Origin of the sequence: Streptomyces sp. NBC_00984 (assembly GCF_045162475.1) — a bacterium.
Classification (GTDB): Bacteria; Actinomycetota; Actinomycetes; order Streptomycetales; family Streptomycetaceae; genus Streptomyces.
This window is the reverse complement of record NZ_CP108734.1, coordinates 2478049-2496674: the sequence shown is the minus strand read 5'-3', so window position 1 is coordinate 2496674 and position 18626 is coordinate 2478049. Positions and strand designations below refer to the sequence as shown.

General features: G+C 71.8%; 12 protein-coding genes. 10 read left to right on the top strand and 2 right to left on the bottom strand.

The window, feature by feature from the left end:
* Nucleotides 1-8: 8 nt before the first annotated feature.
* The 3 genes from OG520_RS10595 (at nt 9) to OG520_RS10585 (ending at nt 4074) form a co-directional block, all read left to right on the top strand.
* Nucleotides 9-1424, top strand: a complete 1416-nt coding sequence (locus tag OG520_RS10595; protein ID WP_399333077.1) for an NAD(P)/FAD-dependent oxidoreductase — start codon at nt 9-11, stop codon at nt 1422-1424.
* A gap of 121 nt (nt 1425-1545) precedes the next feature.
* Entirely contained in the window at nt 1546-2007 is a 462-nt protein-coding gene (locus tag OG520_RS10590; RefSeq protein WP_406013000.1) for a hypothetical protein, read from the top strand.
* 240 nt (nt 2008-2247) lie between these two features.
* Nucleotides 2248-4074, top strand: a complete 1827-nt coding sequence (locus OG520_RS10585) for a chitinase (RefSeq protein WP_406012999.1) — start codon at nt 2248-2250, stop codon at nt 4072-4074.
* Here OG520_RS10585 and OG520_RS10580 read toward each other — a convergent pair.
* On the bottom strand, nt 4025-4846 hold the full coding sequence (locus tag OG520_RS10580; RefSeq protein ID WP_406012998.1) for a phosphatase PAP2 family protein: 822 nt from the start codon (nt 4844-4846) through the stop codon (nt 4025-4027). The two genes, OG520_RS10585 and OG520_RS10580, sit on opposite strands and share 50 nt — an antisense overlap.
* A 149-nt stretch (nt 4847-4995) precedes the next feature.
* A complete protein-coding gene (gene gabT, locus OG520_RS10575; RefSeq protein WP_266427411.1) occupies nt 4996-6336 on the bottom strand; it encodes a 4-aminobutyrate--2-oxoglutarate transaminase in 1341 nt (446 codons plus the stop codon).
* A 298-nt stretch (nt 6337-6634) separates the two neighbouring features.
* On the opposite strand from gabT, the gene OG520_RS10570 reads away from it, so the two are divergent.
* The 7 genes from OG520_RS10570 (at nt 6635) to OG520_RS10540 (ending at nt 18525) form a co-directional block, all read left to right on the top strand.
* Nucleotides 6635-9028 (top strand): ATP/GTP-binding protein, encoded by a 2394-nt coding sequence (locus OG520_RS10570; protein WP_406012997.1) that lies wholly within the window; start codon nt 6635-6637, stop codon nt 9026-9028.
* Nucleotides 9029-9152: 124 nt separating this feature from the next.
* Nucleotides 9153-10730 (top strand): PucR family transcriptional regulator, encoded by a 1578-nt coding sequence (locus OG520_RS10565; RefSeq protein ID WP_406012996.1) that lies wholly within the window; start codon nt 9153-9155, stop codon nt 10728-10730.
* Between the two features lie 150 nt (nt 10731-10880).
* Nucleotides 10881-12326 (top strand): aldehyde dehydrogenase family protein, encoded by a 1446-nt coding sequence (locus tag OG520_RS10560; protein WP_266427419.1) that lies wholly within the window; start codon nt 10881-10883, stop codon nt 12324-12326.
* 305 nt (nt 12327-12631) lie between these two features.
* Nucleotides 12632-14578 (top strand): acyl-CoA dehydrogenase family protein, encoded by a 1947-nt coding sequence (locus OG520_RS10555; protein WP_406012995.1) that lies wholly within the window; start codon nt 12632-12634, stop codon nt 14576-14578.
* Nucleotides 14579-14656: 78 nt separating this feature from the next.
* Complete coding sequence (gene aroA / locus OG520_RS10550) at nt 14657-15895, top strand: 3-phosphoshikimate 1-carboxyvinyltransferase (protein ID WP_406012994.1); 1239 nt, start codon at nt 14657-14659, stop codon at nt 15893-15895.
* A gap of 69 nt (nt 15896-15964) precedes the next feature.
* Complete coding sequence (gene dxr / locus OG520_RS10545; protein ID WP_266427424.1) at nt 15965-17218, top strand: 1-deoxy-D-xylulose-5-phosphate reductoisomerase; 1254 nt, start codon at nt 15965-15967, stop codon at nt 17216-17218.
* Complete coding sequence (locus tag OG520_RS10540) at nt 17215-18525, top strand: RIP metalloprotease (protein ID WP_266427426.1); 1311 nt, start codon at nt 17215-17217, stop codon at nt 18523-18525. The genes dxr and OG520_RS10540 overlap by 4 nt, the downstream gene beginning before the upstream one ends.
* Nucleotides 18526-18626 lie beyond the last annotated feature (101 nt).

The window sequence follows — 18626 nt, the reverse complement described above, 5'->3', positions numbered from 1 at the left end:
TGGAAACCATGGCCCCAGTTGCCATGCGTACTGCTGCACAATCGCTCTCCGACGCGAAGCCCGTCTCGTTCTGGCTGGACGACCCCGGCAAGCCCGAGGCGCTGCCCGCGCTCACCGGTGACGAGCACTGCGATCTGCTCGTCGTCGGCGGCGGCTACAGCGGACTGTGGACCGCGCTGATCGCCAAGGAACGCGACCCGGAACGGGACGTCGTACTGATCGAGGGGCACGAGGTGGGCTGGGCCGCCTCCGGCCGCAACGGCGGATTCTGCGCCGCCTCCCTCACCCACGGCCTGCCCAACGGCCTGGAGCGCTGGCCGGACGAGATCCACCGGCTGGAGGAGCTCGGAGAGCGCAACCTCGACGCCATCGAGGCCGCCGTCGCCCGTTACTCGATCGACTGCGAATTCGAGCGGACCGGCGAGATCGACGTCGCCACCGAGCCCCACCAGCTCGAAGAGCTCCATGAATGGCACCAGGAGACCGAGAAGCTCGGCTTCACCGGGACGGAATTCCTGGACCGGGACGCGCTGCGCGCCGAAGTCGACTCACCGACATTCCTGGGCGGTCTCTGGGACCGGCGGGGCGTTGCCATGCTGCACCCCGCCAAGCTGGCCTGGGGCCTGAAGCGGGCCTGTCTCGAACTCGGGGTGCGGATGTACGAGCACACCCGGGGTCTCGAACTCGCCAGGTCCACCACGGGAATGGCGGTCCGCACGCCGTACGGAAGGGTCTTCGCACGCCGGGTCGCACTCGGTACGAACATCTTCCCGTCGCTGGTCAAGCGGGTGCGCCCGTACACGGTGCCGGTCTACGACTACGCGCTGATGACCGAGCCGCTCACCGCGGACCAGCTGGCCTCCATCGGCTGGAAGAACAGGCAGGGCCTGGGCGACAGCGCCAATCAGTTCCATTACTTCCGGCTGTCGGCCGACAACCGGATCCTGTGGGGCGGCTATGACGCGATCTATCCGTACGGCGGCCGGCTGAGCGCCGATCTCGATCAGCGTCCGGAGACCTTCCTCAAGCTCGCGGGCCAGTTCTTCGACTGTTTCCCGCAGTTGGCCGGGGTTCGTTTCAGTCATGCCTGGGGCGGGGCGATCGATACCTGTTCGCGCTTTTCCGCGTTCTTCGGCACGGCCCATCAGGGCCGGGTCGCCTATGCCGCCGGATTCACCGGACTCGGCGTCGGCGCCACCCGTTTCGGGGCCGATGTGATGCTCGATCTGCTGGCGGGCGAACAGAACGAGCGGACCACGCTGGAAATGGTCCGCAGCAAGCCGATGCCGTTCCCGCCGGAGCCCTTCGCCTGGGCCGGGATCGAGCTCACCAAGAGGTCCCTGGCCAGGGCCGACAGCAACGGCGGCCACCGCAATCTCTGGCTGCGGACGATGGACCGGCTGGGGCTCGGCTTCGACAGCTGAGTCCGGCCGGGTCCCCGTGAATTCATTGCCCGAACCCGCGTAATCGACCGGCTCCACCTCTCTCTCCCGTGTGAACACACCGGCAATGCATGGCTGGTGCACACGGAAATGGAGGCCGGTCATGGCTGGCGCGGGGGTCAAAGCAGCAGTCGAGTGGCTCGTATCGGTGGCGCCGGATCCGGACGCCTGCCGGTGGGAATGGGAGCGCAATCCCCGCGGGATCGCGCTCCTTCCCGCCGGCCGACGCTGGGACGTGCTGGTTCTTCCGGGGGAGCTGGGCTATCCCACCCTCGACGTACTGACCCGCCTCATCGACAGGCCCGGTCCCGTTCTCTCCGACTTCGGCAATGCCCGCATGGGCTTCTTCGTGCCGCCGGGCACCGTCGCCCACTGGGTCGGCACCGGGGTGCGGGGAGTGGGGCCGGGGACCTGGATCGTCGTGCCGCATCCGGGCCGGGCGTCCAACGGCGGGGTGCGCTGGCTGATCCCGCCCGACGGCTCGGGAACCCTCACCGACGCGACACTTCTGGAGCTCGCGATGCACGAGACGGCGGCCGGGCAGGCCGAGAGGGGCGGGGACTGACACCGACCGGGCGGGCGGCGGGAACGGTGACGCGGTCGACCGGGCGGGCGGCGGGAACGGTGACGCGGTCGACCGGGCGGGCGGCGGGAACGGTGTACGCGGTCGACCGGGCGGGCGGCGGGAACGGTGTACGCGGTCGACCGGGCGGGCGGCCCGGGACCGTCAGAGGTCTTGACAACCTGATTGGTCTGGACCATGTTGTGGCGGCCGCACCCAATTCCCCCATGCACGGAGGCCGTTGTGGAACGCACGGGACCCCCCGCCCGAATTACCGGAGTCGTGGCCGCCTTCGCGGCGGCCCTGCTCGCCGTCGGCGGTCTGACCGCCCTCGCTCCGTCCGCCGCTGCCGCCGACGTCGACCTGGCACGCAACGGCGGCTTCGAGTCCGGCCTGGACGGCTGGAGCTGTACCGGCGGCAGCGGAGCCGCCGTCGGCACACCGGCCCACAGCGGCACCTCGGCGCTGAAGGCGACCCCGGCCGGCGCCGACAACGCCAAGTGCTCCCAGGTGGTGACGGTCGAGCCGGACTCCACCTACACGCTGGGCGCCTGGGTGCAGGGCTCCTACGTCTACCTCGGCGCGGAGGGCACCGGCACCACCGACGTGTCCACCTGGACCCAGTCGTCCACCGACTGGAAGCAGCTCACCACCACCTTCAGGACGGGCCCGTCCACCACCCGGGTGACCGTCTACACCCACGGCTGGTTCGGCACTCCCGCCTACTACGCCGACGACCTCACCCTGGTCGGTCCGGGCGGCGCCCCGGCCGAGCTCCCGGCCGCCCCCACCGGACTCAAGGCCGGCACGGCCACCGCCTCCTCGGTCGACCTGTCCTGGACCGGCTCCGCCGGGGCCACCGGCTACAACGTCTACCGGGGCGGCACCAAGGTCCTCTCGGTCACCGGCACCTCCGCCACCGTGACCGGCCTCACCGTGTCGACCGCGTACAGCTTCCAGGTCGCCGCCACCAACTCCGCGGGCGAGTCCGCCAGATCGGCCGCGGTCGCGGCCACCGCCACGGCGGGCGGCGGCGGAGGCGGGGGAGGCGGCCTGCCCGTCCACGCGCTCGTCGGCTATCTGCACTCCAGCTTCGCCAACGGCTCCGGCTACACGCGGATGGCGGACGTGCCCGACTCCTGGGACGTCATCGACCTGGCCTTCGGCGAGCCGACCTCGGTGACCTCCGGCGACATCCGCTTCTCGCTCTGCCCGGTCACCGAATGCCCGAACGTCGAGTCGGCGGCCGAGTTCAAGGCGGCCATCAAGGCCAAGCAGGCCGCGGGCAAGAAGGTGCTCATCTCCATCGGCGGCCAGAACGGCCAGGTCCAGCTCTCCACCACCGCCGCCCGCGACACCTTCGTCTCCTCGGTCAGCAAGATCATCGACGAGTACGGTCTGGACGGCCTCGACATCGACTTCGAGGGCCACTCGCTCTCGCTGAACACCGGGGACACCGACTTCCGCAACCCCACCACCCCGGTCGTCGTCAACCTGATCTCCGCGGTGAAGGCCCTCAAGGCCAAGTACGGCGACAAGTTCGTCCTGACGATGGCCCCCGAGACCTTCTTCGTCCAGCTCGGCTACCAGTACTACGGCTCGGGCCCCTGGGGCGGCCAGGACCCCCGGGCGGGCGCCTACCTCCCGGTCATCCACGCGCTGCGCGACGACCTGACCCTGCTGCACGTCCAGGACTACAACTCGGGCTCCATCATGGGCCTGGACAACCAGTACCACTCGATGGGCGGCGCGGACTTCCACATCGCCATGACCGACATGCTGCTCACCGGCTTCCCGGTGGCGGGCGACCAGACCAAGGTCTTCCCGGCGCTCCGCCCCGACCAGGTCGCCATCGGGCTGCCGGCCTCCACCCAGGCGGGCAACGGCCACACCTCGCCCGCCGAGGTCACCAAGGCGCTGAACTGCCTGACGAAGAAGACCGACTGCGGCTCCTACGCCACCCACGGAACATGGCCGGCGCTGCGCGGGCTGATGACGTGGTCGATCAACTGGGACCGGTTCAACAACGGGGAGTTCTCGAAGAACTTCGACGCCTACTTCGGCGGCTGAGGCCGAGCGGCAGCAGCACTGCCCCGCACAGGAGCCAACTGCCCAGCACGTCCAGCGGCCAGTGATAGCCGCGCAGCACCAGACCGATGCCCGTCGCCGTGGTCAGCAGGACAGCGGCGACGGGCATCACCCATGACCACGACCGCCTCGCGTACGGCACGACCAGCAGCGCCGCCGCGCCGTACGCCACCGCGGCCGTCGCGGCATGGCCGGACGGGAAGTAGCCGGTGGCGTCCGTCAGCGGTCCCGGACGGGCGATCAGGGCCTTCAGCGGAACGACCAGCAGGGGCACCGCGCCCATGGTGAGCGCGGCGTACAGCGGCTCACGGCGCGCACCGCGCACCAGGGCCCAGGCGACCGCGCAGCCCAGTACCGGGAGCGCGATCTGCATATTGCCCAGATCGGCGAGGAATTCGGTCAGCCGGGCGGGGCCGTGTCCGACGACGGCCCGGCCGGCGCGCTCGTCGAGTGCGCGCAGCGGGCCGCCGGCCGCGACCTGCCAGGCGGTGAGCCCGAAGAGCGCCAGGAGCGTCAGGACCAGGGAGAGGAAAAGAGCCGGCCGCCCGGGAACAGGGGGGGTGGTTCCGGGGCGGCCGGTCGGACCGGTTTGCCGCACGCCCCGGGGGGTTTGGGGCGAGCGGCCATCCGATCGGTGAGGAGTTCCGGAGCCAGAGGCTCCAGCGGTGTGCGCGAAGGCACGGCCAGGACGGCGCTGGGGAAGCTCCGGCCCGGCATCGCCCGCAGTCCCCTGCGGGCGGGGTGTTTCTCTCATCTGCGGAAACCGTACGGCAGCCGATGGGGGGACCGACAGCGGGAAACAGATCCCGCCATCGGCCCCCCACACGTTCTTCACAGGCCCTCACGCGGGCCCCTCGTAACCCCTGCGAGAACGCGTTCCGGAGCCGCTGTGGTTCGCACAGATCAGATCTGGCCGAAAGCCTGCTCGATGACGTCGAGCGCCTCGTTCAGCAGGTCCTCGCCGATCACCAGCGGCGGGAGGAAGCGCAGGACGTTGCCGTACGTGCCGCAGGTGAGGACCAGGACGCCCTCCGCGTGGCAGGCCTTGGCGAGCTTCGCGGCGGCCTCCGGGTTCGGGTCCTTCGTGCCGGACTTCACCAGCTCGATCGCGATCATCGCGCCGCGGCCACGGATGTCACCGATGATGTCGCCGTTGCCGAGCTTCGACTGCATCTCGGCGAGGCGGCCCTTCATGACCTCCTCGATGCGCTTCGCCTTCCCGTTCAGGTCCAGCTCGCGCATCGTCTCGATGGCACCGAGCGCACCCGCGCAGGCGACCGGGTTGCCGCCGTAGGTGCCGCCGAGGCCGCCGGAGTGGGCGGAGTCCATGATCTCGGCGCGGCCGGTCACGGCGGAGAGCGGAAGACCGCCCGCGATGCCCTTGGCGGTGGTGATCAGGTCCGGGACGATGCCCTCGTCCTCGCAGGCGAACCACTGGCCGGTGCGGCAGAAGCCGGACTGGATCTCGTCGGCGACGAAGACGATGCCGTTGTCCTTGGCGAACTGGGCGATGGCCGGGAGGAAGCCCTTGGCCGGCTCGATGAAGCCGCCCTCGCCGAGCACCGGCTCGATGATGATCGCGGCGACGTTCTCCGCACCGATCTGCTTGTTGATCTGGTCGATGGCCTGGGCCGACGCCTCGGCGCCGGCGTTCTCGGCACCGGTCGGCCAGCGGTAGCCGTACGCCACCGGCACCCGGTAGACCTCGGGCGCGAACGGGCCGAAGCCCTGCTTGTACGGCATGTTCTTGGCGGTCAGCGCCATCGTGAGGTTGGTGCGGCCGTGGTAGCCGTGGTCGAAGACGACGACCGCGGTGCGCTTGGTGTGGATACGGGCGATCTTCACCGCGTTCTCGACGGCCTCGGCGCCCGAGTTGAAGAGCGCGGACTTCTTGGCGTGGTCGCCCGGCGTCAGCTCGGCGAGCTGCTCACAGACCTCGACGTACCCCTCGTACGGCGTGACCATGAAACAGGTGTGGGTGAAGTCGGCGAGCTGCGCGGACGCGCGGCGCACGACGGCCTCGGCGGAGGCGCCCACCGACGTCACGGCGATACCGGAGCCGAGGTCGATCAGACGGTTGCCGTCCACGTCCTCGATGATCCCGCCACCGGCGCGGGCGGTGAACACCGGCAGGGTGGAGCCCACACCTGCGGCCACCGTCTCCAGACGGCGGGCCTGCAGCTCCACCGACTTCGGGCCGGGAATGGCAGTGACGACGCGGCGCTCCTGCGGGATTGCGGTCATGAGGGGCTCCTGGGGGGATGTTTCGGACGCTTCTTCGTGCAGGCTATGGGCGAGGCCCGGGGTACGGCATGTTCCGTTCGGGAGTGGTGCTCGCGCGCCGTTGTCCGCCACGGACATAGCGAGGGGGTACGCGGGCCGGGCCGCGGGGACGCGGGGCCCGGGGAGGGCTCCGGGGGCCGGGCGAAGACATCCCGCCGGACCGCGTCCGACGGGGTGGTACGGGGCACTAGATTGATGGCTTCGGGCGCCCGCGCCCGAAGATACCGGTCGGCGCTGGTCAGGGGACGAGGGACAGCACATGGACACCGAGGGCACGTACGACGCACGCGGCACCCGCTCCGGTCATCCGGTGCCGCGCCCGGCCGGCCCTCCCCCTCCCGAACTGCCGCCGAGGCCCGGATACGCCCCGGCCTCCGGGCCCTCCCTCGGCGACTGGCTCCGCATCCCGAGGCCCGCGGCGGAGCCGGGCGTCTGGCGGCTCGGCCACGTACCCCGGCCCGCCGAGGAGAAGGAACGCACCCCGGACCGCACGCTGGTGAGCGGCGCGGTGATCTCGCTGCTGGCCTGCGTCCTGCTCTGGTCGCTCTGGCGCAACAACTACATCCCGTACTGGCGGGTCCCGCTGAAGCTCTTCACTCCCGGCGACTGGTGGGGGCCGTTCGGGGACCAGCCGCAGACCCGGGGCGCGGTCCGCGCGCTCGACATCTACCGGTTGCTGATCATCGGGGGACTCGTCTACGGATTCGGCCGCCTCGGCAACTGGCCCGCCGCCTTCGAGCGGTGCGTCGCCGCCAGGGGAGCCGCCGCACGGGCGGCCGGTGCCGCGGTCTGCGCGCTGCTGGTGTGGACCCTCGTCTGGAACGGGACCGTGCCGGGGATGGGGCTGGTCTTCGGCCTCGTGCCGGACGGCTGGCTGGGCCGCGACCGCACCCAGTCCACGCTGATCAGCTACGGGCTGTACGCCCTGCTCACCCTGGTGATCGTGTGGCCGTTCGGCAGGCTCGGGCGCTGGGCCGAGCTGTGGCGCCGCGGCCGCTCCGAGCGGCCGGCCCCCGGCCGGGACGGCCGCGACCCGGCGAAGCCGCACACGCCCGACGGCGCGGACGCCGTCGTCGAGGGCGGCGAGGACGACCCCGCCGAATGGCCCGACCTGCGCGCCGCCGGACAGCCGCAGGCCGCCGCCGCGCTCGCCGGGGAGACCCGGTCCGGGCGGATGAACGATGTCGACTACGTCCGGATCCGCCGTGCCTGGACCTCCGTACGCGCCGACCGCTCCCGCCTCCCCGCCTTCACCGAGAACGTGCGCAGCGACGGCTCCGCCGCCTGCACCCACCCCTCCGGCGCACGCGACCTCCCGGTCCGCGCCGCCCGGCACGACCTGCTCGTCCAGCAGGTCAGGCTGGGCGCCGTCGAGGCGGGCGAGCGCAACCCGTACGCCCGCCGCGGCAGCGGCATCGCCCTGGACCCCGGGCTGCTGGGCACCTCCCTGCTCGCCGTCGGCCCGCCGGGCGCGGGCAAGAGCCGGTCACTGGTCCGGCCGGTCGTCGAATCCCTCGCGCTGCAGGCGCTCACCGGGCAGGCCGCCGTCGTCGCCGTGTGCGCCGCGGGAACCCAGCTCGGCGGCGACAAGGGGTTCGACGTCGTCGTCAAGATCGGCGACCCGTCGTCCGTGCACGACCTCGACCTGTACGGCGGCACCACCGACCCCGACGAGGCCGCGACCGTGCTCGCCGACGGCCTGGTCGGTGACCTCCCCGAGGTCGACGGCAGACGCGCCGTGACCGCGCTCGCCCAGCTCCTCGGCCCCTTCCGGGTGGCCCACGGCCGGTTCCCCTCCGTGCCCGAGCTGCGCGAGCTCCTGGACGGTGTGCCCACTGCCCTCGCCGCGCTGCGGGAGGCGCTCGACGACACCGGGCACCCCGGGATGCGGCGCGAGCTCGACGGCCGCGCCCGCCAGGCCGGTGCGCCCGGCGATCCGGGTCCGGCGCTCGCCGACCGGGTGGCGCTGCTGGACCGGCCCGCGTTCGCCGAGTTCTTCGACACCACCGGCAGGACCCGGCCCTTCTCGCCGCGCGCCCTGGAGCACCCGCTGAGGGTCCGCATCGACCTGCCCGAGCGCGGCCACGCCGAGGCCTCCCGGGTGCTGGCGCGGCTGGTCCTCGCCCAGTTCACCGCGAGCGCCGCGGCCCGTACCGACCGTTCCCTCTTCGCCTGTCTCGTCCTCGACGACGCGACCGGCACCCTGACCCCCGACACCGTCCGCGGCGTCCAGCGGCTGCGCTCGGCGCACGCCGGGGCCGTACTCACCCTGCGTACGCTCGACGACGTGCCGGAGAGCCTGCACACGGCGCTGCTGGGCGCGGTCGGCTGCCGGATGGCGTTCTCCGGGATCACCACCTGGGACGGGAAGAAATTCGCCGAGGCCTGGGGCACCGAGTGGGTCGAGACCCGCGACGTCACCCAGCGCACCGTCTTCGCCGACCAGCCGATGACCCGGGCCATCCACGCCTTCCGCAAACTCGTCACCGGCAAGGCGGTCACCACGGACGCGGTGACCGTGCGCCAGGTCGAACGGGAGCGCTGGTCGGCCTCCGAACTGGCCCACCGGGTGCCGGCCGGGCACGCGGTACTGTCCCTGACGACCGTGCGGGGGGAGCACGCGCCGCCCCTGCTGGTGGATCTGAACGGCTGAGCGGCGCGGGGTGCGGCCCGCGGCACCGGGCATGGTCATGCCGGACCCCGCCAGCCTGGCAGAATTGGCAGGAGCCGTTCATACGGGACGGCGAAAACCGACTCCCCGAGGTCCCGCGGTCCCCATGCCCCTCACTCTCGCCTCGCTTGTCCAGCGTTCGGCGCTCAGACTCACCGTGCGCGCGGGGGCGGACCGGCTCGACGTGCCCGTGCGCTGGGCGCACGCCAGCGAGCTGACCGACCCCGTTCCGTACATGGAGGGCGGCGAGTTCCTGCTCGTCACCGCCACCAACCTCGACGCGGAGAACCCCGAGGCGATGCGGCGGTACGTGCGGCGGCTGGCCGGAGCCGGAGTCGTCGGCCTGGGCTTCGCCGTCGGCGTCCACTACGACGAGGTGCCGCAGGCGCTGATCGACGCGGCCGAGGAAGCGGGGCTGCCGCTCCTCGAAGTGCCGCGCCGCACCCCGTTCATCGCCATCGCCAAGGCCGTGTCCTCGGTGATCGCGGAGGACCAGTACCGGGCCGTGACGGCCGGGTTCGAGGTCCAGCGGGAGCTGACCAGGGCCGCACTCGCGGGCGACGGTCCCGGCGAACTGCTCACCCGGCTCGCCGCGCACCTCGACGGCTGGGCCGCGCTGTACGACGCGGCCGGCCAGGTCGTCGCCGCGGCCCCCGAATGGGCCGCCCGCCGCGCCGCCCGGCTCACCCCCGACGTGGAACGGCTGCGGGACCGCCCGGCCCCCGCCAGCGTCGTCGTCGGCGACACCGACGACCGGGTCGAGCTCCAGTCCCTGGGCACCGGCCGCCGGGTCAGGGGAGCGCTGGCCGTCGGCACCGGCGCGGCACTCGGCACCGCCGAGCGGTACGCCGTGCACTCCGCCGTCGCCCTGCTGACCCTGACCACCGCACGCTCCCGGTCCCTCCAGGGCGCCGAACAGCGCCTCGGCGCGGCGGTGCTGCGCATGCTGCTCGCCGGCCAGCCGGACCACGCCAGGGCCGTCGCCGGGGACCTGTACGGGGGGCTGCTCGACGCCCCGTTCCGGCTGCTCATCGCGGAGGCGTCCGACCCCGCCACCCCCGCGTCGCTCGGCGAGGCGATGGAGGCGGCGGCCCTGCGGTCCGGCGAGACCCTGCTGACCGTCCCCGAGGGCGACCGGCTCGTCGTCCTCGCCGCGGACGGCGGAGCGGCGGTCGCGGCGTGCGCGGCCTACGCGGAGGCCCAGGAGGCGAGGACGCACGCCGAAGGGACGAAGGCGGAGGAGGGCCAGGTGGTCGTGGGCCTCTCCGCGCCGGCCGGCCCGATCGCCGTCTCCGCCGCGTACAAGCAGGCCGAGCAGGCCCTGTCGGTGGCCCGCCGCCGGGGCAGGGCGCTGGTCGAGCACGAGGAGCTGGCAGCCGGCTCGGTGCTCCCGCTGCTCGCGGACGACGCGGTACGGGCCTTCGCCGACGGAATGCTCCGCGCCCTGCACGAACACGACGCCAAGGGCCGCGGCGACCTCGTGGCCTCGCTGCGGGCCTGGCTCGCCCACCACGGCCAGTGGGACGCGGCCGCGGCGGACCTGGGAGTGCACCGCCACACCCTGCGCTACCGGATGCGCCGGGTGGAGGAGATCCTGGGCCGCTCGCTGGACGATCCCGATGTCCGGATGGAGCTGTGGCTGGCCCTGAAGGCCACGAGCGCGCCGCCGACCCCCGAGCCGTAGCGGCCCGGCGGAGCCACGCGTTCCGTCCGCATCCGACAAACCGGCGCGTCCCCGGCACGCACTGCTCCACCCCGGACAAACGCCAGGGCGGCCCTGCGGCCCTACGGTGGGGGCAAGACACCCCCACCGCTCCGAAGGGCCGGAACCTCCATGACTTCCACCCACGCCTTCTGGCTCGCCGGCCGCCAGGCCACCGGCGAGGACAGCTTCGACGTCACCAACCCCTGGGACGGCCGTCTCGTGGGCACCGTCAGCGTGCCGACCGATGCCCAGATCGAGGAGGCCGTCGCGGCCGCGCACGCCGTGCGCGAGGAGTTCGCCGCGACCCCGGCGCACGTCCGGGCCGCCGCGCTCGACCACGTCGTACGGCGTCTGGTGGAGCGCACCGAGGAGATCGCCCAGCTGATCTCCGCCGAGAACGGCAAGCCCATCAAGTGGGCCCGCGGCGAGGTCGGCCGTGCCGTCTCCGTGTTCAGGTTCGCCTCGGAGGAGGCCCGCCGCTTCAACGGCGGCGACGCCCAGCGCCTGGACACCGACGCCGGCGGCACCGGCCGTCTCGGCCTGACCCGGCGCTTCCCGCGCGGCACGGTCCTCGGCATCGCGCCGTTCAACTTCCCGCTGAACCTGAGCGCCCACAAGGTGGCCCCGGCCATCGCCGTCGGCGCCCCGATCATCCTGAAGCCCGCCCCGGCCACCCCGATCTCCTCGCTGATCCTGGGCGAGCTGCTGGCCGAGACCGACCTGCCGGCCGGTTCGTGGTCCGTGCTGACGGTCCCCAACGACCGGATGCCCGCCCTGGTCCAGGACGAGCGCCTGCCCGTGATCTCCTTCACCGGTTCCGGCCCCGTCGGCTACTCGATCCTGGAGTCGGTGCCGCGCAAGCACTGCACCCTGGAGCTCGGCGGCAACGGTGCCGCGGTCGTCCTCGGCGACTACGCCTCCGACCAGGACCTGGACTGGGCCGCGACCCGTATCGCGACCTTCTCCAACTACCAGGGCGGCCAGTCCTGCATCTCCGTGCAGCGGGTCATCGCGGACGCCTCGGTCTACGACCGGCTGCTCCCGAAGATCGTCGCGGCCGTCGAGGCCCAGGTCACCGGCGACCCGTCGGACGCCACCACCGATGTCGGCCCGCTGGTCAGCGAGGACGCCGCCAAGCGCGTCGAGTCCTGGGTCGACGAGGCCGTGCAGGCCGGCGCCCAGCTGCTCACCGGCGGCAAGCGGGACGGCGCCACCTACGCGCCGACCGTGCTCGCGGAGCTCCCGGACAACGTCACCCTCTCCTGCGAGGAGGTCTTCGGACCGGTGCTGTCCGTGCAGAAGGTGGACGGCGAGGCCGAGGCCTTCGAGGCCGTCAACTCCTCCAAGTACGGCCTGCAGGCAGGCGTGTTCACCCACGACCTGCAGACGGCCTTCCGCGCCCACCGCGCACTGGAGGTCGGCGGCGTGATCATCGGCGACGTCCCCTCCTACCGCGCGGACCAGATGCCGTACGGCGGCGCCAAGCAGTCCGGCGTCGGCCGCGAGGGCGTCCGCTACGCCATGGACGACTACACCTACGAGCGCGTGCTGGTCCTCACCGGCCTCGCCCTGTAGTCCGCGAACAGGATCGAACCGATCCACCGACGTCGCCTGTGTTCCGCCTGGACAGCACGACAGCAGGCGACAGCGAGATGGCCTGAACCCACTGTGCGGGGGTTCAGGCCATCTCCGTCTTCCCGCCCGGCCGCCACCGCGGGCGGGTCAGTGGAGTGGCTCCCGACCCGATCGGCTCCCGGGGGATGGCGGGCGTGTCGGAAATCGGGTACATACGGACGAGTAGAGCCGGTTGGTACCGGTGGGCGCACCCCCACGCGGACCGGCCGCGTCCCCCACCCACAACGCGGCGAGGTGAGCTCCTCATGTCCGCACCATCCGCACCGAAGAACACGCCCAGGGTCACCGAGCGTGAAGCGCGCCAAGTGGCCGAGGCCGCGCGCGAACAGGACTGGCACAAGCCGAGCTTCGCCAAGGAGCTCTTCCTCGGACGCTTCCGGCTCGACCTGATCCATCCGCATCCGCTGCCGCCCGCCGACGACGTGCGGCGCGGCGAGGCGTTCCTCGCCCGGCTGCGCGAGTTCTGCGAGACGAGGATCGACGGCGCCCTGATCGAGCGCGAGGCGAGAATCCCCGACGACGTGATCGGCGGCCTCAAGGAGCTCGGCGCGCTCGGGATGAAGATCGACCCGAGGTACGGCGGCCTCGGCCTGACCCAGGTCTACTACAACAAGGCCCTCGCCCTGGTCGGCTCCGTGAGCCCGGCCATCGGCGCGCTGCTCTCCGCCCACCAGTCCATCGGCGTGCCGCAGCCGCTGAAACTCTTCGGCAGCCAGGAGCAGAAGGACACGTTCCTGCCCCGGCTGGCCCGTACCGACATCTCGGCGTTCCTCCTCACCGAACCGGACGTCGGCTCCGACCCGGCCCGGCTCGCCACCTCGGCCGTCCCGGAAGGGCCGGACTACGTCCTCGACGGGGTGAAGCTCTGGACGACCAACGGCGTCGTCGCCGATCTGCTCGTCGTGATGGCCCGCGTACCGAAGTCGGAAGGCCACAAGGGCGGCATCACGGCCTTCGTCGTCGAGGCGGACTCCCCGGGCATCACCGTCGAGAACCGCAACGCCTTCATGGGCCTGCGCGGCCTGGAGAACGGCGTCACCCGCTTCCACCGGGTCCGGGTCCCGGCCGCGAACCGCATCGGCCCCGAGGGCGCCGGGCTCAAGATCGCCCTCACCACACTCAACACGGGACGGCTCTCGCTGCCCGCCATGTGTGTCGGCGCCGGGAAGTGGTGCCTGAAGATCGCCCGCGAGTGGTCCACGGTCCGTGAGCAATGGGGCAGGCCGGTCGCCCGGCACGAGGCCGTCGGCGCCAAGATCTCCTTCATCGCCGCGACCACCTTCGCCCTCGAAGCGGTCGTCGACCTCTCCTCGCAGATGGCGGACGAGAACCGCAACGACATCCGCATCGAAGCGGCCCTCGCCAAGCTGTACGGCTCCGAGATGGGCTGTCTGATGGCCGACGAACTCGTCCAGATCCGGGGCGGACGCGGCTTCGAGACCGCCGACTCCCTCGCTGCCCGCGGCGAGCGGGCCGTCGCAGCCGAACAGCTCCTGCGCGATCTGCGGATCAACCGGATCTTCGAGGGCTCGACCGAGATCATGCACCTGATGATCGCCCGGGAGGCCGTGGACGCCCATCTGAAGGTCGCCGGGGACATCATCGACCCCGACAAACCCCTCTCCGCCAAGGCGAAGGCGGGCGCGAACGCGGCCGGCTTCTACGCCCGCTGGCTCCCCAGGCTCGTCGCGGGCCCGGGGCAACTCCCGCGTACGTACGGGGAGTTCAACCATCCCGGCCATCCCGGCCTGTCCGCCCATCTGCGCTACGTCGAACGCGCCTCGCGGAAGCTCGCCCGCTCCACCTTCTACGCCATGTCGCGCTGGCAGGGCCGGATGGAGACCAAACAGGGCTTCCTCGGACGGATCGTCGACATCGGCGCGGAACTCTTCGCGATGAGCGCCGCCTGCGTACGCGCCGAACTGCTGCGCTCCTCGGACGACCACGGACGCGAGGCCTACCGGCTCGCAGACGTGTTCTGCCACCAGTCCCGCGTCCGGATCGAGGAACTCTTCACCCGCCTGTGGTCCAACACCGACGACCTGGACCGGCGCCTGGTCGACGGCGTCCTGTCCGGCGCGTACACCTGGCTGGAGGAGGGCGTCATCGACCCGAGCGGCGAAGGACCGTGGATCGCCGACGCCACCCCGGGGCCGTCCGCCCGGGAGAACGTCCACCGGACCATCCGCTGAACCACCGGCCGGGCGGGGCACGTCCACTCATCGGACGTACCCCGCCCGGCCGCGCGCGGTGCGGCAGGATGACGACCCGTGACCGTCACCCACATCCCCGGCTCCAAGTCCGTCACCGCGCGTGCCCTGTTCCTGGCCGCCGCCGCGAACGGCACCAGCACCCTCGTACGCCCCCTGCGCTCCGACGACACCGAGGGCTTCGCCGAAGGCCTCACGCGCCTCGGCTACCGGGTCGAGCGGGGGACGGACCGCTGGCACATCGAGGGCCGCCCCACGGGCCCCGCCGCCACCGACGCCGATGTCCACTGCCGCGACGGCGCCACCACGGCCCGCTTCCTGCCGACCCTCGCCGCGGCCGCCACCCGCGGCACGTACCGCTTCGACGCCTCCGCCCAGATGCGCCGCCGCCCCCTCGCCCCGCTCACCGAGGCCCTGCGCACGCTCGGCGTCGACCTGCGCCACGACGAGGCCGAGGGCCATCACCCGCTGCGGATCGCCGCGTCCGGAATCGAGGGCGGCGAACTCACCCTGGACGCGGGGGAGTCCTCCCAGTACCTCACCGCGCTGCTGATGCTCGGACCGCTGACCGCGAAGGGGCTGCGGATCACCGTCACCGACCTGGTCTCCGCCCCGTACATCGCGATCACCCTCGCGATGATGCGCGGCTTCGGCGTCGAGGTGACCCGCGACGGCAACGTCTTCACCGTGCCGCCCGGCGGCTACCGGGCCACCACGTACGCCGTCGAGCCCGACGCCTCCACCGCGAGCTACTTCTTCGCCGCGGCGGCCCTCACCGGCCGTCGGATCACCGTCCCCGGCCTCGGCACCGACGCGCTCCAGGGCGACCTGCGCTTCGTCGACGTACTGCGCCGCATGGGCGCCGAGGTGCGCACCACCGCCGATTCCACCACTGTCCGCTCCGGCGGAACCCTCTCGGGCCTCACCGTCAACATGCGCGACATCTCCGACACCATGCCGACGCTGGCCGCCATCGCCCCCTTCGCGTCGGGGCCGGTACGCATCGAGGACGTGGGCAACACCCGGGTCAAGGAGTGCGACCGGCTGGAGGCCTGCGCCCAGAACCTCCGGCGGATGGGCATCACGGTCGCGACGGGCCGGGACTGGATCGAGATCCGGCCCGGAACCCCCCGCCCCGCCGAGATCGCCACCCACGGCGACCACCGCATCGTCATGTCGTTCGCCGTCGCCGGACTGCGGGTGCCGGGCATCACCTTCGACGACCCCGGTTGCGTACGGAAGACGTTCCCCGGATTCCACCAGGCCTTCGCCGAATTCGCGGAACCCGCCTGCCGATAGGGCTCCCGGCCACCCCGTGTGCGGGACGCACTGTCCACGCCCACAGGAGATGCGGCAACAATGGGGGGCATGAGCGACAGCCCTGCCCCCCTCGCCGACCCGCACCTCGTCTTCGACGCAGCGGAAGGCCGCCGGGATCTCGTCATCCTCGGCTCCACCGGATCCATCGGCACCCAGGCCATCGACCTGGTGCTGCGCAACCCCGACCGCTTCCGCGTCACCGCGCTCTCCGCCGCGGGCGGACGGGTCGCCCTCCTCGCCGAGCAGGCGCGGCAGCTGCGGGTGCGTACCGTGGCCGTCGCCGCACCGGACGCCGTACCGGCCCTCCGTGAGGCGCTGCGCGAGCAGTACGGGACGGGCGAGCCGCTCCCCGAGATCCTGGCAGGGCCCGACGCAGCCGCACAGCTCGCGGCGAGCGACTGCCACACCGTGCTCAACGGAATCACCGGATCGATCGGACTCGCCCCGACGCTCGCCGCGCTGGAGGCGGGCCGCACGCTCGCCCTGGCCAACAAGGAGTCGCTGATCGTCGGCGGCCCGCTGGTCAAGGCGCTGGCGAAGCCCGGCCAGATCATCCCGGTCGACTCCGAACACGCCGCGCTCTTCCAGGCGCTGGGCGCCGGCACCCGCGCCGACGTGCGCAAGCTCGTCGTCACCGCCTCCGGCGGCCCCTTCCGGGGACGGACGAGGAGCGAGCTGGCAGACGTCACGCGCGAGCAGGCCCTCGCCCACCCGACCTGGGCCATGGGACCGGTCATCACGATCAACTCCGCCACCCTGGTCAACAAGGGGCTGGAGGTCATCGAGGCCCATCTCCTCTACGACATCCCGTTCGACCGGATCGAGGTCGTGGTCCACCCCCAGTCGTACGTCCACTCCATGGTGGAGTTCACCGACGGCTCCACCCTCGCCCAGGCCACGCCCCCGGACATGAGGGGCCCGATCGCCATCGGCCTCGGCTGGCCCGCCCGTGTCCCGGACGCCGCCCCCGCCTTCGACTGGTCGAAGGCGTCCAGCTGGGAGTTCTTCCCCCTCGACGACGAGGCCTTCCCGTCCGTGGGACTGGCCAGGCACGTCGGCACGCTCGGCGCCACCGCACCGGCCGTCTTCAACGCCGCCAACGAGGAATGCGTCGACGCATTCCTCGCCGGACGGCTGCCGTTCAACGGCATCATGGATACGGTCACCGCGGTGGTGGCCGAACACGGCACCCCCGCCACGGGAACTTCGCTCACGGTCGCAGACGTCCTGGAAGCGGAGACCTGGGCACGCGCTCGGGCCCGTGAACTCTCGGCGAAAGCGACAGCGGAGGCGCGCGCATGAGTATTACGACGGTCCTGTTGACGATTCTGGGCATCGTCGTCTTCGCCATCGGTCTGCTGTTCTCGATCGCCTGGCACGAGCTCGGGCACCTGTCGACCGCCAAGCTCTTCGGCATCCGCGTCCCCCAGTACATGGTCGGATTCGGGCCGACGGTCTGGTCGCGGAAGAAGGGCGACACCGAGTACGGGATCAAGGCCATCCCGGCAGGCGGCTACATCCGCATGATCGGCATGTTCCCGCCGGGAGAGGACGGACGCCTGGAAGCGCGGTCCACCTCGCCGTGGCGCGGCATGATCGAGGACGCCAGGTCCGCCGCCTTCGAAGAGCTCGAACCGGGTGACGAGAAGCGCCTCTTCTACACGCGCAAGCCGTGGAAGCGCGTCATCGTGATGTTCGCCGGACCGTTCATGAACCTGGTCCTCGCCGTCGCGATCTTCATCGGGGTGGCGATGACCTTCGGCTTCCAGACCCAGACCACCGAGGTGGCGGGCGTCCAGAAGTGCGTGATCGACCAGAGTGCCAACCGCGACACCTGCAAGAAGTCCGACCCGGTCTCGCCCGCGATGGAGGCGGGGCTCAAGAAGGGCGACCGGATCGTCGCCTTCGACGGACAGAAGGTCGACGACTGGGCCACGCTCTCCGACAAGATCCGCGACACCACCGGCCCCGCCACCATCACGGTCCGGCGCGACGGCCAGGAGAAGACCCTCCACGCCGTGCTCCAGAAGAACTCGGTGGCGAAGAAGGACTCCAAGGGCGAGGTGATCCCCGGCAAATTCGTGACGGCCGGCTACCTCGGCTTCGCCGCCCAGACCGAGATCGTCCCGCTCTCCTTCGGCGACTCGGTCGTCCGCATGGGAGACATGGTCGAGAACGGCGTCGACTCGATCATCGCCCTCCCGTCCAAGATTCCGGGCCTGTGGGACGCAGCCTTCGGTGACGGCGAGCGGGCGGCGGACTCCCCGGTCGGCGTGGTCGGCGCGGCCAGGATCGGCGGCGAGGTGATGACGCTCGACGTCCCGGCGACGAACCAGATCGCGATGATGCTGTTCCTGCTGGCGGGCTTCAACCTCTCGCTGTTCCTCTTCAACATGCTGCCCCTGCTGCCGCTCGACGGCGGACACATCGCCGGAGCGCTCTGGGAGGCCCTGCGCCGCAATGTGGCACGGGTCTTCAAGCGCCCCGACCCGGGCCCCTTCGACGTGGCCAAGCTGATGCCGGTCGCCTATGTCGTCGCCGGTGTCTTCATCTGCTTCACGCTGCTGGTGCTGGTCGCCGACATCGTGAATCCGGTCAAGATCTCCTGACCCACCGACCACCTCGTGCACCACGAGTGACGGCCCGGCACACAGCGTGTGTCCGGGTCGTCGCCTTTGTGCGGCGCTCCCGGACGCGGTGTGCTCCGGGC